Below are 16,195 nucleotides of genomic sequence, written 5' to 3'. Positions count from 1 at the left end.
GACGCATAATGAACGCTGAATTTATACAGAACTTGCCCACCGCGGAACAGGCGATAGCACGCCTCCGCGAACTCGGCATGCCTCGCCGCAATAACGAACTTTGGTCGTTCTTCCCGGTTGCCAAAATCCCAACACCGGAATTCATGGGCACGGATTTTGCAGTAGCCCCAACGACTTCCCCGGCAGCAGCCCCGGCCAACCAAGAAACCGACTTTGCGGCCCTCCTCCCGATTGCAAACAACGCCCGCCCGATGGTTCGCGAAATCGTGGCAGGTGCCGCCGAAATGGCGATGCTCAAGTGCAACAACGACTTCGGTCACACCGTCCTTGACATAGGCAAAGGCGCCAAGGTGAGCCTCGAAATTCTCGACAACAAGGTCGCTCACGATATCGCTGCAGAACGCTTTGACATCAACGTTGGCGAAGATGCCGACGTCGAAATCTTCTTTGCCAACCCAGCTTGCGATTTGCCGCTCCGCTTTAGGCATTTCAACATCAACCAGGCCGCAGGCGCCAACGTCCGCTTTTCCAGCATCTGCAAGGACACAGCGATTGGCCGCGTCAGCGTCGAATGCCACCTCAAGGGCGAAGGCGCCAACTTTGATTACCGCAGCCTCCACGTTCTCGAAGGCGAAGCCTCGCAGCACAGCCGCCTCACGATTTACCACGAAGCCCCGCGCACCACAAGCACACAGCTTGCCCGCAACTTGCTTTCTGGTTCTGCACGCGTGAGCTACGACGGAAGTGTCATCGTCGGTTACGACTGCACAGGCGTCAACTCCAGCCAGCTCGTGAATACAATCCTCTTGAGCGAAGATGCGAGTGTCTCCGTGAAGCCCGTCCTCAAGATTTATCACGATGATGTGGAATGCACGCACGGCAACACCGTCGGCGAACTCGATGCAGAACAGATGTTCTACCTCGTGAGCCGCGGCATCCCCAAAAAGGCAGCCCAGGAAATGCTCATGCGCTCCTTTGCACAAGAGACGTTCCTCCCGCTCCCCGACAGTCCCGCGAAAAAGCGACTTATGAGCAGTCTTTAGACGAGAGGGAGATTCCCGCTCCCCGGAACAAGTCCGGGGCAAGCTCAAGCGGGAATGACAAAGGAGCCGAACGATGCAGAAACATGCTTGCATGTTTCTATATCCGAGGCGAACAAGTCAGGCCACGAAGTGGAATGACAAAACGATAAAAAAGGCGGCTTCGGTCGCCTTCTTTTGTATAGACTTTTCCAGCCAAAGAAATATAAAATTTTATGACGAAAATATTACAAGCTAACAAAAATAATTTATATTTACACGCAAAATTAAAATAGGAGTACACATGCACGCTTTCAAAATCGGTACAGTTCTTACCATTTTTCTAAGCTTTAGCCTTACATCTTGCTGGCTTACCAAAGGCAGTTCTAGTTCTGGCAAATGCAATTTTACAGAATCAGACAATGAATGGGTTTATCACACATCTAGTCATTACGACGACGGTTCCTACGAAGCCGATGTCAAAGTCACGGTAACGGATACTGGAGCCGTAGAACATTACATTTCGATTAAACGTGGCATGTCAGCTTATACAGGGTGCGATGGCATCATGCTAAATGCGATGGGTACTGAAGAAAATCCCAGAACTACAACTAACGATAAGTTCACAAGCACATCTTACTGCAAAAATAGTGAATACCATGCAGTATCTGATTATTACTACAGTTTCAAAGCCGAAGATAGCAAATACAAATCTCGCAAGCAATTGTTCGATAGCCACATGGAATCTTGCAAAAACGCCGGTAGATCTCACAGTCTTTTTTTGTAGCATTCGCAAGCAAATTTCGTTATAACAAAAAAATCCGCCGGACGTATCCGACGGATTTTTCCATTGCTGTGAGAACTCTCATTACCTTTCATTCCCGAAAGCGGCTTCAGCCGCGAATGAACTCAACAGCAATGGACCACACACCCCAAACATCCCAAACACCCTAATTTTTCCCTTCTTCCTTTTGTACCAGTGGGCTACCACCGGCACATTTATAAATGTATACGAGAAATCAAGGGCGCGCTAAAAATATTTTCAAAAGCAACATCCAAACAAGAAAGTTCCAAGTCGGAATATTTCTCAAGGGGGGGGGGCGCGGTGGCAGATATAAAAAAAAATCCCGCGAAAGCGGGAAATTTAAAGGTTTTACATGATGTTCACAAGGAACAATAGAGCGGAGCCGCTAAAGGCAACCACAAAATTTACGACGAATTCCTCAAAAGCAGTCCGCTTCGGGTCTTCGTCTGTGTATTGATTTTCTTCCCAGTATCCCATTCTCATCTCGTAAACCGTAGGATTCTCCTACGAAGCTTAATTTAACTTTTTTTTTCAAAAATCAAAAGACTTTTTTAAAAAATTATTTACGATATTTCAGAAAATTTGAGCAAAGTCACCTAATAAATCCGTACAAAGTTTACGTATTTCGTACGGACTTATTACTTGCGATCTTCAATCTTCTTGATGGGTTCGTCCATCATGCGTTCGGCAATGACTTCCGGAGTTTCTTCAGCCACGGCGGCGTTCGATTCTTCCGGCATCCACGGCTTGTCGAGGCTCTTTTCCCAAGACACGGTCGGAGCCTTCTGTTCTTCCTTGGAGGCATCCACAATCGGGAGGCCAAGGAGTTCGCGGGCGCGGTTGAGGGCGGCATCAATGTTACCGAGAGCGTTTTCTTCGCCAAGCTGGGCAAGCACACCGGCACGGGTCAAAGCCACCACCGGCTGGGCATGCACGCCACTCAAGAGGAGCTGCGTACCTTCGCTCTTGCAACGCTTGAGCAAGTCTTCAATCATGTTGATACCGGCAGCGTCAATGCTAGAGACGCTACGCATGCGCAAAATCAAGATCTTCGGCTTTTCGGAAATGCGGTTCATCGTTTCCTTGAACTTGTCCACAGCACCAAAGAAGAGGGAACCGGCAAGTTCGTACACAAGCACGCCCTTCGGCACCTGGCGGCCGAGAGTATTGCGGGCTGCTTCGTCATCGTCATCCTTCAAGGCAGAAGAAACCGCTTCGACTTCGGCGACATCGCTCATACGCTTGATGAAGAGCACGGCAGCAAGGAGCACGCCCACTTCGATAGCGACCGTAAGGTCGATAATCACCGTGAGGAAGAATGCCACAAGCATCACCGTCACGTCGCTCTTCGGAGCCTTGAACATCTTGATTACGCTACGGTAACCGCACATATTGAAAGCGACCTGGAAAAGCACTGCAGCAAGGGCTGCCATCGGGATCATTTCAGCATACTTGCCAAGCACGAGCATAATGAGCAAAAGAACGACAGCGTGAACAAGGCCAGAAATCGGGCTCACGGCACCGTTACGGATGTTCGTTGCGGTACGGGCAATAGCACCCGTTGCCGGGATACCGCCAAAAATCGGGCTCAAGATATTTGCGACACCCTGACCGAAAAGTTCCGTATTAGAGCGGTGCTTTGTACTCGTCATACCGTCAGCCACCACTGCAGAAAGGAGCGATTCGATAGCGCCGAGCATAGCAATCGTAAGTGCCGGCTGGAACACCTTTTGCATCATTTCGAGGCTGATATTCGGGAGGTGCGGCACCGGGAATCCGCTCGGAATGTGGTTCTTCATGCCAATCGTCACCACGCCGTGACCGTTCACCGGATCATCCCAGCCGAGGACCTTTACCATCACCGTCGCCACAATAATCGCAATGAGGGAACCCGGAACCTTCGTGGTAATCTTCGGCCACAAGATGCAAACCGCGAGAGCGACAACGCCCACAATCACGGAATAGACATTCATGGAACCGAAAGAAGAAACGTAAAGCTTGATTTTGCCCACGGCATCAGCCGGGTCAGCGCCTGCAAAAGTAAGACCGAAGAAGTTCGGCACCTGGCCAAGAGCAATGATAATAGCGATACCCGCCGTAAAGCCCACCGTCACCGGATACGGGATGAACTTGATAATCGCACCAAACTTAGCAAGACCGAAAATGACGAGGAAAATACCGGCCAAGAGCGTTGCCGAAGCAAGGCCATCATAACCGTACTGGCTTACAATGCCATAGACAATCACGATGAATGCGCCCGTCGGGCCGCCAATCTGGAAACGGGAACCGCCCAACAGCGAGATGATGAAGCCAGCGATAATGGCGGTGTAAAGGCCCTGTTCCGGACCCACGCCAGAAGCGATAGCAAAAGCAATCGCCAAGGGGAGAGCCAAAATGCCGACAATCAAGCCCGACATCAAGTCGCTAGTGAAATCCTTGCGAGTGTAGCCGCGCTTGAGGCTACGAACGATTTCCGGGGTGATTGTCGAAACGACGCCTGTCAAATACTGCTTGACGGATTCCTTGGCGTGAATATCAGACATTGAAGGTCTCCATATTAAATTCGAGACCCAAATTTAGGAATTTACCCCAATTTCGTTAAGGGGGGTAAGATTTTTTTATAAAATATATTTTACAGCAGTCCTTTCTTTGCAGAGCGCATGAGGTTCTTGACTTGCTTTTTGTCCATCGCAGGCACGTTTGCATCTTCGAAGCGCTTGGAGCGCGGGGCACAATCTTCGCAGAGGTGCTTGACCACGGTCCCAAAACTTGCGGCACCGTCGGACATGGACATTTCACGGGTGCGGTAAGAGCGCAGCAAGGCTTCCTTGTGGCACTTGTCGCAAATGCCCATCTTGGGGGCGGCAGGTTCGCGGGGAGAATTGCGTTTCTGCTTGTCCTTTTCGGAATCAATGGAGAAAGCACGGCTCATAGCCGCATTTTTACTAGCAAAACGATTGTCAAAAAGACCCATAATTACATCTCCTTTAAATCTTCTACAAGTTTATCCTGCAAATATAACGCTAAAAGCATGCAGCAAAGCGACGTGGCAGAGCCGTCTTCCATAAAGAGGGAGCGCCCGAATTTGCCGCGTTCCATCTGTTTTTCCTTGAACGTCTCGGCAAATTCAGCAAAATCGAGGAGTGTTACGCGCGGGGCGTTCGCCGCACAGACTTCGCGAATCATAGTATTTAAATATTCCACCTCGCTTACCGCAATCGGGAACATTTCCGGGGGAATCGTGAGCAAAAAAAGTCGCGACTGCGTCTTGTTCACGAGTTCGTTCACGAGCGTTTCGTAAAGCGAGGCTATTGAGGCGCCATCGGTACCACCGTGGTTCAGTTCACGCAGCCCAAGCCCCATGATAATGCGGCCGGCATTTTTACCAATGACATCGGAAGAAAGACGCGCTTTGATTTGCGATAACGAGACCGCAACAGGCACATTTACGGAAAACTGTATAGGTCGGCTAGGTTCCCGGCACAGCACGGCTTCCACAAAACGGTTTGCTGCTTCGCCCTTTGGCCCAAATAATTCATCGCCTATAACTAATACTCTGTTTTCCACATAAACAATCTATACTTTAGAATCCGATTTGACCACAGAGATTTCCCAATAATTGCCTTTTTTTTCGCGTGAAAGCACTTTATGGCCGTCGGCAATGAGCGATCCGGGCACATTTTCGATCGGGGAACCCTCATCGAGCCAGATTTTGAGCGTTCGGCCTGCCGGATAACCGGACATGACGATTCGCGAACGGACGGAATTGAGGGGGCATTTTACGCCACGGAGGTCCAAAAGGGAGGGAATTTCGCCCTGGAGGGCGGCTGGCAACGGCAAAATTTTCGCTTTTTCACAGAAATCGGCGATTTCGTCGGTGTATTTTTCGGGATTTTCAGCCCATTCCCCCACCGGGAACTCCGAAAGACCACAACATACTATTTTAGATAATGCCTCTTCAGGGGTCAAAAGCGCAGAAGTTCCACGGCGGATCCATTCCACGCATGCATACATTAATAATTTACGTAAAGATTCTGTAAAACCTGCGGTTTCGCGGTTCGCTTCAATCCAGCGAGCGATTGGAGATGTTAAATTTTTCTTGCGTTCATCTGCCATTTTTTGCATATTTCGCCATTGTAAAAAAGTCTAATCATACCTATGTAAAAATACACATTCCAAAGCAAAAAATGGGCCAAAATTCCTGAAAAATGTAGCAAAGGTCACATTGCGTTTCTATATTTGGCCCCAAGCATTCAATAAATGCAAAGGTTACAGTAGAATGAGTACTATACTACTATACGCAATGTTCGTCGTCTACGTTATCGCAGGCGTGGGATTGGTGATTTACGGGTTCAGTTGCTACTACAGCATCTACCTGTTCCTCAAGAACAGCCGCAAGACGCGACTTTCAGACCGCAAAGCGATCTTGAAGTACTACCGCGAACATTCGCTCGCAGACCTCCCGCAGGTCACGACCCAGCTCCCGGTTTTTAACGAAGCCAACTGCGTTGAACGTCTCCTCGAAGCCGTCTGCGCCATCGACTACCCCAAGGACAAGCACGAAATCCAGGTCTTGGACGACTCCACGGACGAGTGCTACGAAGTCACCAAGAAGAAAGTTGCTGAACTCGCCGCCCGCGGTTACGACATCAAGCTCATCCACCGCACGAACCGCAAGGACTTCAAGGCTGGCGCTCTCAAGGAAGGCATGGCAGTCGCAAAGGGTGAATTCCTCGCCATCTTCGATGCCGACTTCGTTCCTGAAAAAGACTTCCTCCTGAAGACCGTACCGTACTTGGTCATGGATCCGCAGGTCGGCCTTGTCCAAGGTCGCTGGGGTCACTTGAACCGCACCGAATCCGGTCTTACGCTCGCCCAGTCTATCGGTATCGACGGCCACTTCGTGGTGGAACAGTCCGCACGTAGCTGGGGCAAGCTGTTTATGAACTTCAACGGTACCGCCGGAGTCTGGCGCAAGGACGCTATTTACGGTGGTGGCGGCTGGGAAGGCGATACGCTCACCGAAGACATGGACCTTTCTTACCGTTCCCAGCTTGCTGGTTGGAAGATGAAGTTTGTGTTCGACGTGATTGTTCCGGCTGAACTCCCGAACGACATCAACGCTTTCAAGGCTCAGCAGTTCCGTTGGGCAAAGGGTTCCATCCAGACCGCTATCAAGATTTTGCCGAAGGTTTTGCGCTCCAAGGTTCCGCTCCGCGTGAAGATTGGCGCCATCCTCCACACGACGCACTATTCGATCCACCCCTGCATGTTGTTCACCGCACTCTGCGCTTGGCCGTTGCTCGCGTTCTTTGAACCGGTCGGACACCTCCCCACTTGGGCATACACGGTTGGTTTCGCATTCATCTTCCTCGCCGCAATCGCTCCTTCTGTTCTTTACTTTGTTGCCCAGCGTTGCTCCGGCTACACCGGTTGGAAGATCCGCTTGCTCTCGCTCCCCATCTTGATGGCGCTCGGCGTTGGCATCGCAGTCAGCAACTCCCGCGCAGTGTTCGCCGCAGTTCTCGGTACAAAGGGCAGCTTCGTCCGTACCCCGAAGAGCGGTGGTGCAAAGAAGAAGGCCAAGAGCCATTACGCACAAAAGTTCCCGTGGATGGCACTTATCGAACTCCTCGTCGGCGTCTACTGCATTTTCGGTTTGCTCGAATACATCAACGCCAGCAAGTACATCATTGGACCGTTCCTCGCCCTTTATGCAATCGGATTCCTCTCGGTGAGCGTGCTTAGCTTTATGCATTACATCAGCAACATCTTCGAAGTTCGCAAGGCCATTAAGTGCTCTGAATGCGTCGAAGAACAGGCTACGAACTAAGTTATAGCTCAGCAAGATGCGGCGAGATTCGCCAAACGCAATTCAAGAAGCTCCGCAAGCGCGGGGCTTTTTTTGTTGCTCGAGAATGCTGCGGACGCAAGACAAGAGTCGCGCCATTCGCAGTCATGCCGAGCATGCATGGCAAGAGTCGCGCCATTCGCAGTCATGCCGAGTTCAAAGAACGAGGCATCCAGTTATTTCTAGTAGCGCAATCGGATGGATTCGCGGAAAGTCGGAAATTCGCGAGATTCGCCCGAGGTAGTGTCGCAAGGCGGGAGACCACGCACAAAGCGGGTGCGGCAACGGAGTTCTTGAGCTTTCCCGGTCGCAAAGTGGACATAGTTGTCCGAAGTTGCAACAACGCCATGATGGAACATCGAATAGACGTTCAACGAGACGGTTGTAAGGATCGCGGCAACCGTTATGGCGATAAGCATTTCCAAGAGAGTAAAGCCGTGTCGAGAAGATTTAGGCAGAGCTAGATTCATTCGCAAAGAAAAACGCCTCCGATTCTCACCGACAACGCACGAGGCGTTTGAGAGAATAATGTTCACTCGCAACAACAGCCCACGCCAAATGCGGACTGCCAGGAACACGAGTTAAGCGAACAGAGACCACCAACGAATCTGGAGAACGCTCGCCAGTCAGAGAGTCCGCACAATTCGGGCGACTCGCAATCAACGATTCCATTGTACCCAGTACGTCGTAAAATTTTTCCAAGCGCATCCGCTCGTCAGCCACTTCGCGATTGAAGAAGTTCCAACCGCCAAGGAGCGCCGTTGTTCCAACGAGAAAAATTGCGAGCGCCACGCAAACTTCGGGCAACGTAAATCCAAGTCTAGAGTTTGCAGCAAGAGCAACACAAGATACCCCGGATACTTCACTTCGTTCAGTATGACGAAAGTGCATCACAAGCGCCTCCGGGAAAATACGAGATTGCGAGTTTCCATGCAAAATGGCAAAAGCACCTGAGTTGAATCGAGAAGCTTTGCCGAAGAATCTCGCTCAACAGTTCCAGACGGCGCAATCGCCAAGCCTTCAAACACAGACTTTTCAAGGAGCGACAAGCGGTTCTCGCGATAGCCTACCGCAAGTGCCACGCTCGGAAATTTCATTTGTGCACGGTCAGAAATTTCAATATTCTGTTTCGAGAGGAGCGCCCCCGCAAGCGAAACATTTCCCGAGACAGTCACGCTAGCAAGTCCAAAGATTTCAGCAAAGTCCGCGGTCACATTTCCTTGAACGCTCACAGAACCGGTTGCATAAATTCGAAGTGTATCAAAGTGGACGTTACCGCGAATCTTGACATCGCCCTCGACATTTGCCATAAAAGAACGAACTGAAAAATCACCGAGGTCGAGCGTCAAATCGCCAGCGCTCACATTTATCGCCATCGCGCGTTCTGCAGAGAGTCCATCCGAAGAATCCAGCTTAAAAAAGCGACGATTCCCCGACAAGTTTTTCAAGCCATCCGAATGCAAAATGCGTTCATGCAAATTCTGCTCCAGCACCACGGCGCAACGCGCCCATTCCGAAGTCGAGAATCGCCCGTATTCACTCCCCAGCACAAACTGGAATTTATCGAGAACACGCCATTCGGTCCATGGCCCAAGAATCCGGGATTCAACAATCGGAAGCTCCGCAAAATAGCCATCCGGAAACCCATTCAGTTTCGCGAGCACCGCAGATTCCGCGAAATACATTTCCTGAGTTTCTTTTGCAACAAGCGATACATTTCGGCGGAGCGCCCCCGGCATTTTAAGCATCGCAGTCACGAGAATCGAAAGCACAAGTAACAAGCCCAACACAAGCGGAAGAACGTTACCGCATTTTGAGCGCATAACGAACCTCCTTACGACCACAACGCATCACGACATCGTTCATTCCAATTTGCTTCACGCGGTATCGAGAAAGCGAATCACCGACTGAGAGCGTTTTCGTTTCACCTGCGGATGTTTTCACAAGCGCCACTCGCCCGCCCACAATTCCAAGCAAACTGAATTCCGACGAATCACAGGTTCCTCGTGAAGTTCGCCAACTTCTAGATGCGACACCGTCCACAAAACCCGCACGTCCGAGAGTCCATTTTGCAGGGAGCAAATCGCGATGCCCTTCCGCCCACGCAAGCATTTCTAAATCGCGAGCGGCGGGCTGACTTAATTCAACAGGCGCAGCATCAACAAACGAATTACGCGACTCACCATCAATAATTTTTGCACAAAGAGCATCCGTCAAATCATCACAAATTGCAAAAACAGCCACACACAAAATAAGAACCGCCACAGCACACACAGTCCACCGTTGCCGTTCGCAAGGTTTCATTGAATCGCACGCGTCTAAATCCTTGCCACACCAAAACGGATCACGAGCGGAAACTTGAAAGAGCTCATTCATATGCGGCGATTCCTCGACAGTCCCAACTTTCTCACAGCAAACAACAAACTCCCCTACGCCATTCATTTTTGCAAACAGTTCATCGGCTTTCAAGAATTCCTTAAAGCGCGCTACACGTTCCCGACAAGCGTCATCAAACGTTTCTCCGTAGCCGTATTCTTCTGACCAATGGCATAAACGACCTTCCATAAAAACGAGGATGTACACGCAATGTTCGCAAAGTGCGACAAACAACAAATTTCCATTATTCGCAACCTCCGCGCAGTCATTATTGAGCTCAGCACATTCGCCGCCACACTCCGCGCACGCTTCATCACACTTCAAGCAATTCTCACCATCCCATTCGCCTCGCAATATTTTGTCAGCAATTGCATACAACGCAATTTGTTTTGGCAAGCAACGGTCAAACGTTTTTCGGTAATTTTCCAAAGGTTCTTCCGCTACAGCCACGAGATAGCGATGCTTGCGTCCATCCGACGCATTGAACGAAACTAGCGGCCAAAAGAAAACCGCGCACTCGCCATCTGCAAAACCGGCATTAAATACATCTCTAAAATCTTCGTTAAATCGCTTGCGCAATTCCGTTTCCGTGAGAGTTCCGTCAAAAGACGTCGTTACCTCCCACGTCATCATCCGAGCTGCAACTGGCGCGATTCTTTTTTTCCAAAACAAAAATTTACCCTCCATTTTTTTATTTCGTTTACTAGACTTCACTGGATGGGGCTAAAGCCCCAACTCTTTGGCTCGGTTATAAAAATGAGTAAACTCATTTTTGTAACACTCGCCTTCTGAGCTGTCTTCCCCTTTCAGGGTCAGGATGACGAAGAAAAAAAACATTTATCGTTTAACTTCAACTGTTGGCGTAATAAAAATTGCGAGTTCACTTTCGTCCTCTTCTTCAGAGGTGTAACTGAACAGACGCCCCAGCAAAGGAATACTCCCCAAGAACGGCACCGCCTGCCGCACCTCCGTCTTGTTCTTGCGAATGAGCCCGCCCAAGCACAAAGTTTCACCATCACGCAACACCACCGTTGTCTTCATGTTTCGGGAACTGATGTCCCGCGGTCCATCGCCAGTGCTCCTACCCGCCGTCTTGATTTCCGGCGACACAGACAACGTTATCAAACCATCTTGCGTCATCGTGGGCGTGAGTTCCAGCGAAATACCATCGTTAAACGAGCGGTAATCCGTAATCGGATACCCATCCGCAGAAACTTGACTGACAAGATAATAGACCGTATTCGTCACATTGAGTTCCGCCTTATTGCCGTTCAGCGTTGTCACACGCGGGCGCGCAAGAACCTTCGCCTCATTGTTCTCTTCCATCGACGAAAGCTCCAGCTCAAAGCGGTCCGGCAAGATTCCGATTTTTCCGAAAGCCCCCGATTTCGAAATATCCTTGCCCAAGAAATCAAAGAACCCGCGCGCCTGAATATCGCGCTCACCCACATTCCGCGTTGCCCCACTCCGCACACCAATCGCAAAACCACGTCCCTTGCGAAACTCCACAATCACACACGCAAGCGTCACCTGCATTTGGGGCACATCGACCATTTTCAAAAACTCCGCAGCACGCGCAATCGCCCGCGGCGAGCCTCCAAGCACCAGTGAATTCTGCTCGCGATATTCCGAAACATTCAGTTCCGATCCTTTCATAAACTTCGAAAGCTGCGCCATAGCCTTCTCAGGCGACACATGCTTTAGCGGGAATACCTGTACATCGGCAAGCGCTTTCGCCCCTTCTTCCGAGACCCAAAGCGACGACGAATCTAGCCGAAACGTGAACGCACTTCCGCGAAAAAGTGACGCTAAAAGTTCCGGCAACGAAACATCCTTGAACGACATCTGCACTATTTCATTCAAATCGCCATAAACCGCCAAATTGAGCCCCGCTTCTTCAGCAATTGCCTTAAGCACCGATTTGAGCGAAGCCGACTGCAAATCCACCGAATAAAGGTCTCCCGCACGTTCCACAGAAACTTCCGCGCCATCCGGCGAACCGTTCAGAGCTTTCCCGCCGTCCCCCGCTTTTGCACGAGAAACCCGCAAACACCCGCGCTCCCCGCGTACCTTAAACCCGTTAGATTCCATCAGCACGCGAAACGCCATTTCCGGAACCATTCCCCTCAGATTTCCACTCACCACACCATCCACGTCGTAATCCGCAAGCACATTCACGCCCGTGTTCAGCCCAAATTCCTTCACAAACTCGCGCACGTTCATGTTTTGGACATCAACGACTACGCCTGAATCCGTGAGTGCAATCGAACCATTTTGCACGCGCGAACGCCGAATATGGTACACACGCCCCTCCAGCACCACATCTAGCCCATGCGCCGCGCAAAGCGAAGTCAGCCCCTCGAAAAGACTCACCCCCTCCAAGTGAAACGTCACGCGCACATCGCCAACATCATCCGTCAAAATCGACGTTCCATACGCAAGCGAAAGCGTCCGCGCCACCTCCGAGAGCGCGACATCCGCAAAATCAAGCATAACCGCCCCCGGCGAAGTCCGAACAGACTTCGGCTTTTCAACCGAACGCGCTCCCGCCACCGACGAAGACAACAACAATGTCAAAAGGGAAATTCCCAAGATCCTTAGAAGCACACGATTCTCCTAAAATGCGCATGCCCGCTTTTTCAATGCGAACGCTCTTTGGCGCTACAATTGCGGCCCCTGCCCGGGATAATATTAAGGATCTAAGAAATGATATAATAAGTTGCGGAGTCAATGTACAAAATTGCGAACGCAAAAGCAAGGCGGAGGCCTTTAGTCATTGGTCATTAGTTATTGATTTATAATCTAAGAACCATTGACCAAAAACCAACAACCAAATAAATTTTCGGAACTTTTATCCCCACTGAGGCGAATTACCTCGTTTTTTCATGGGTTTTAAGACCAACAAAAAGGACTTTTCGAACAAAAACATCGAAATTTACGCAATTCCGCCACATTTCCAAAATTGGCACGGTTCTTGCTAAATACAGGGTGGAAACAAAAAATCCACCCACAATCATAGGAAAAATCATGAAAACAAAATTCATTGCAATCCTCACAATCTCTACGCTTGCCTTTTTTGCCAATGCATCTGCCAAGAGCGATGCCTCTGACATGAAGAGCGTCAAGGCCGAAATTACCGCTGAAATTTCAGCAGAAGTCCAATCCGAAGTTGTCGACAAGGCAGACTTCAAGAAGATGCGCGAAGAAAGCAAGGAAGCTCGCAAGGGTCTCCTCGACAAGATCAAGCTCGAAAAGGACGAAGCTAAAGTAGAAGCTCCGAAGCCGCCGAAGCCGGAAATCGAACCGCCGACCCCGAAGACGGAAGAAGAACTCCAGGCCGAACGCGAAGCTCACAAGGCTGAACTCGAAGCCAAGAAGGCCGAACGTGAAGCTAAGAAGGCTGAAGAAGAAGCAAAGCGTGCTGAACGTGAAGAAGCTTTGAAAGCTGAACGCGAAGCAAAGAAGGCCGAAATGGAAGCAAAGCGCGCCGAAGAAGAAGCTAAGCGTGCTGAACGCGAAGAAGCCCGCAAGGCCGAACGCGAAGCAAAGAAGGCCGAAATGGAAGCAAAGCGTGCTGAACTCGAAGCACAGCGCGCAGAACGCGAAGAAGCTTTGAAGGCTGAACGCGAAGCTCGCAAGGCTGAAATGGAAGCAAAGCGTGCTGAACTTGAAGCACAGCGCGCAGAACGCGAAGAAGCTTTGAAGGCCGAACGCGAAGCTAAGAAGGCCGAAATGGAAGCAAAGCGTGCTGAACTCGAAGCACAGCGTGCTGAACGCGAAGAAGCATTAAAGGCTGAACGTGAAGCTCGCAAGGCTGAAATGGAAGCTAAAAAGGCTGAACGCGAAGCACAGAAAGCAGAACGCGAAGCTTTGAAGGCTGAAAAAGAAACTGTAAAAGAAGAAAAGACCGTAGCACAGGTTGAATAAGGACTTTCCTCCTAAAAATCTGGGCGACGGGAGCATCCGTCGCCCTCTTTTTTCCGAGTCTTTTCAAGGTTAACGCTATGAAAAACGCAAACAAACTTATTGCACTTTTGACCAGCTCGGTATTCGTGGCGGTTCCGTTTGCACAACCGGAATCCGATATCGCGACACCTGCAGGAAGGTCAGAAATTTCGCAAGACGTTCCTGACCTTGGACAGAAACAGAAAGAAGACTGGCAGCGCTTACGTGAAGAACGCAAGCAAGCACGGCAACAAATTCTCTCGGACATCAAGGCAAATGCCCATGCCGAAATCAAGGATATCCAGCAAGACATCAACTTGCAAAAAACGAGCAACAACGCGCTAAACGAAAACAAGAATATCGCGAAAGAAAATATTATCAACAAAGAAAAAGGGCAAATCGAAAAGAATCGCGACGAATGGGAAAAACAGCACCCAGAAAACCCGCCGTTCGATGTTCCACGTCCAAACGAACACATCCCTTTCCCTAAAGGTCCTAAATTTTAAGACCAAAGATTTGAATTTTACCAACCCACACAAAAGCGACGCCAAATGGCGCCGCTTTTTTTTGATCAATTTTTAGCTTATCACCACGCTGGCGGCGGAGCGTAGAGGAAGTGACCCGCACTGCAAAGGAACACGCAACCATCGATATCGCTAGACTCGCCTTCGTTTTCGCAAGCGGTTCCGATTACAGGGCTTGCCTGGCAACGCAGAGACGGGCGGTCGCAATCGACTTCTTCACCGCATTCGTAATACTTGAAGCGTTCCACCCACTTGTTATTGACGCAGATGTAGTTTTCAATTCTGAAACTATTATTGGATTCCACGATGCGGAGGTCTCTGCTAGATTCGGAGCCATCGCAAGGTTCGCTCAGCCACTTGTCATTGCAGTATCTATCGATGCCATACTTGTTGCAAAGTTCGTATTCGCTATAGCCGCATTCTGGAGCAAGGGCATTACAGACCGGAATTGCGCATCCATCCATTCCCGGTTCGCAATCCTTGACATTCAAAGTCCAGAATCCACGATCACACATAAATTCATTTCCTGTCTCGCAATCAATTGCGATTTCGCCTTGGTTTCCGCCACAAGAACGGCAGCCTTGCACAGTTTCATCGCACTTGATATCAGAGATGTGTAGGCAGGTTTCGTCACCCATGCCGAACTTTTTCCATTTGCCTTTCTCGCACTTGTAATGACCATTAATGGCACCTATGTTAAAGCATGCTTCGCAGTATTCAAGTTCACCTTGGGCGCAACGTTTGTTATCGGCATTTCCATTCACTTGCCAAATTTCTCCGTCGCAATAATACTTCACAGATGTTTCGCAATCGGCAATTTCGCGGATGCCCTTCGGTTGGCAAAGAGTATATCCACAGCCACCCATTCCCGGCTTGCATTCACTTGGCTTGATATTCAGGCAAGCAACCGGCTTCCAATAATTGTCTTTACATTCATAATTCGCTTCCGTCTCGCAGTCAACAGCAGTAAGGCCGTTTTGACCTACGCAGTTTCCCTGCTCCGTCATGCCATCGTAATCCGAAATATGCTTGCAGGTTCTGAAAGACGATTCCGTGCAACAAATAGGTTCATAAGTTTCAACGCCATTACAGCTCGTGGTCCATCGACCATTCGGACACATTTCTGCAGGAGTTTTCCATTCACCGTCTTCACAATAAAGACTTTCGCCAGTAATGCAATCATTGCTTTTTCGTTCCATGTTCAATTCACACGGATGGCAAACGCACTTTTCCCCAGGAGGGCATGGTTCACATACGACATCGCTCACATGCTTGCATGTTTCAAAAACGCTCGAACTCGACACGCGCTCAGAAGATGAACTAGCAACAACAGAACTGGAACTCATCGACTTATCAGAAGAAGAGCTACTTGTGCAATAGTTGGTCACCCCAAATTCACAAAGTTGTTCGACGGTGTAACCACACTCAGGGAGCAATGCGGCACACTGCGAGCTGAGCGGGATATCGGATGAAGAGCTTACAGCAACCTCTGAGCTAGAGGACTGCGGAGCAGGCTGTTCAACTGCCGAGGAAGTCCCACCGTTTCCAGCGTTGAAATCAGGACCGCTGAGAGCATCGTTATCGCATGCAACGACCGCAAAAGAGGTAGCCGCCATAACGGCAAGGCTCATCGCCTTGACATAATGATTCTTTTTCATGATGTTTTCTCCTTAAT

The 16,195-nt window shown here is 49.9% G+C and carries 16 protein-coding genes; 5 read left to right on the top strand and 11 right to left on the bottom strand.

Going from position 1 to position 16,195, the window contains the following annotated elements; genetic code table 11:
• The first annotated feature begins 8 nt into the window (after positions 1 to 8).
• The gene (locus B7991_RS05245; protein WP_088629909.1) at positions 9 to 1,043 is read left to right on the top strand and encodes a SufD family Fe-S cluster assembly protein; all 1,035 of its coding nucleotides are present in this window, start codon (positions 9 to 11) and stop codon (positions 1,041 to 1,043) included.
• 280 nt (positions 1,044 to 1,323) lie between these two features.
• Positions 1,324 to 1,806, top strand: a complete 483-nt coding sequence (locus B7991_RS05240; protein WP_088629908.1) for a hypothetical protein — start codon at positions 1,324 to 1,326, stop codon at positions 1,804 to 1,806.
• Positions 1,807 to 2,172: 366 nt separating this feature from the next.
• Here the strand turns inward: B7991_RS05240 and B7991_RS15080 are convergent, their stop codons facing one another.
• The 5 genes from B7991_RS15080 to B7991_RS05220 form a co-directional block, all read right to left on the bottom strand.
• Positions 2,173 to 2,301, bottom strand: a complete 129-nt coding sequence (locus B7991_RS15080; protein WP_012820371.1) for a hypothetical protein — start codon at positions 2,299 to 2,301, stop codon at positions 2,173 to 2,175.
• A gap of 161 nt (positions 2,302 to 2,462) precedes the next feature.
• Complete coding sequence (locus tag B7991_RS05235) at positions 2,463 to 4,367, bottom strand: SulP family inorganic anion transporter (protein ID WP_088629907.1); 1,905 nt, start codon at positions 4,365 to 4,367, stop codon at positions 2,463 to 2,465.
• A gap of 89 nt (positions 4,368 to 4,456) precedes the next feature.
• Positions 4,457 to 4,798, bottom strand: a complete 342-nt coding sequence (locus B7991_RS05230) for a hypothetical protein (RefSeq protein WP_085491906.1) — start codon at positions 4,796 to 4,798, stop codon at positions 4,457 to 4,459.
• Between the two features lie 2 nt (positions 4,799 to 4,800).
• Positions 4,801 to 5,391: a hypothetical protein gene (locus B7991_RS05225; protein ID WP_073425059.1), complete on the bottom strand. Its 591-nt coding sequence runs from the start codon at positions 5,389 to 5,391 to the stop codon at positions 4,801 to 4,803.
• A 9-nt stretch (positions 5,392 to 5,400) separates the two neighbouring features.
• Positions 5,401 to 5,949 carry a sulfurtransferase TusA family protein gene (locus B7991_RS05220; protein ID WP_088629906.1) on the bottom strand — a complete coding sequence of 183 codons (549 nt, stop codon included), beginning with the start codon at positions 5,947 to 5,949 and terminating at the stop codon, positions 5,401 to 5,403.
• A 154-nt stretch (positions 5,950 to 6,103) separates the two neighbouring features.
• On the opposite strand from B7991_RS05220, the gene B7991_RS05215 reads away from it, so the two are divergent.
• A complete protein-coding gene (locus B7991_RS05215) occupies positions 6,104 to 7,657 on the top strand; it encodes a glycosyltransferase (RefSeq protein ID WP_088629905.1) in 1,554 nt (517 codons plus the stop codon).
• A 200-nt stretch (positions 7,658 to 7,857) separates the two neighbouring features.
• On the opposite strand, the gene B7991_RS05210 is transcribed toward B7991_RS05215, so the two are convergent.
• The 5 genes from B7991_RS05210 to B7991_RS05190 form a co-directional block, all read right to left on the bottom strand.
• Positions 7,858 to 8,145 (bottom strand): type II secretion system protein, encoded by a 288-nt coding sequence (locus B7991_RS05210; RefSeq protein WP_088629904.1) that lies wholly within the window; start codon positions 8,143 to 8,145, stop codon positions 7,858 to 7,860.
• Positions 8,146 to 8,170: 25 nt separating this feature from the next.
• On the bottom strand, positions 8,171 to 8,566 hold the full coding sequence (locus tag B7991_RS05205; protein WP_088629903.1) for a type II secretion system protein: 396 nt from the start codon (positions 8,564 to 8,566) through the stop codon (positions 8,171 to 8,173).
• Entirely contained in the window at positions 8,566 to 9,498 is a 933-nt protein-coding gene (locus tag B7991_RS05200) for a hypothetical protein (protein ID WP_088629902.1), read from the bottom strand. The genes B7991_RS05205 and B7991_RS05200 overlap by 1 nt, the downstream gene beginning before the upstream one ends.
• Positions 9,479 to 10,765 (bottom strand): hypothetical protein, encoded by a 1,287-nt coding sequence (locus tag B7991_RS05195; RefSeq protein ID WP_254917857.1) that lies wholly within the window; start codon positions 10,763 to 10,765, stop codon positions 9,479 to 9,481. The genes B7991_RS05200 and B7991_RS05195 overlap by 20 nt, the downstream gene beginning before the upstream one ends.
• 123 nt (positions 10,766 to 10,888) lie before the next feature.
• Positions 10,889 to 12,544: a type II secretion system protein GspD gene (locus tag B7991_RS05190; RefSeq protein WP_254917856.1), complete on the bottom strand. Its 1,656-nt coding sequence runs from the start codon at positions 12,542 to 12,544 to the stop codon at positions 10,889 to 10,891.
• Positions 12,545 to 13,078: 534 nt separating this feature from the next.
• Here B7991_RS05190 and B7991_RS05185 point away from each other — a divergent pair.
• Both B7991_RS05185 and B7991_RS05180 read left to right on the top strand, forming a co-directional pair.
• Positions 13,079 to 13,978 carry a hypothetical protein gene (locus B7991_RS05185; protein ID WP_088629900.1) on the top strand — a complete coding sequence of 300 codons (900 nt, stop codon included), beginning with the start codon at positions 13,079 to 13,081 and terminating at the stop codon, positions 13,976 to 13,978.
• Between the two features lie 77 nt (positions 13,979 to 14,055).
• The gene (locus B7991_RS05180; RefSeq protein ID WP_088629899.1) at positions 14,056 to 14,502 is read left to right on the top strand and encodes a hypothetical protein; all 447 of its coding nucleotides are present in this window, start codon (positions 14,056 to 14,058) and stop codon (positions 14,500 to 14,502) included.
• Between the two features lie 80 nt (positions 14,503 to 14,582).
• Here B7991_RS05180 and B7991_RS05175 read toward each other — a convergent pair whose 3' ends face one another.
• Positions 14,583 to 16,178: a hypothetical protein gene (locus B7991_RS05175; RefSeq protein ID WP_254917855.1), complete on the bottom strand. Its 1,596-nt coding sequence runs from the start codon at positions 16,176 to 16,178 to the stop codon at positions 14,583 to 14,585.
• Positions 16,179 to 16,195 lie beyond the last annotated feature (17 nt).

Source organism: Fibrobacter sp. UWB3, assembly GCF_002210405.1.
GTDB lineage: Bacteria > Fibrobacterota > Fibrobacteria > Fibrobacterales > Fibrobacteraceae > Fibrobacter.
This window is presented reverse-complemented; position numbering and strand designations above follow the sequence as displayed.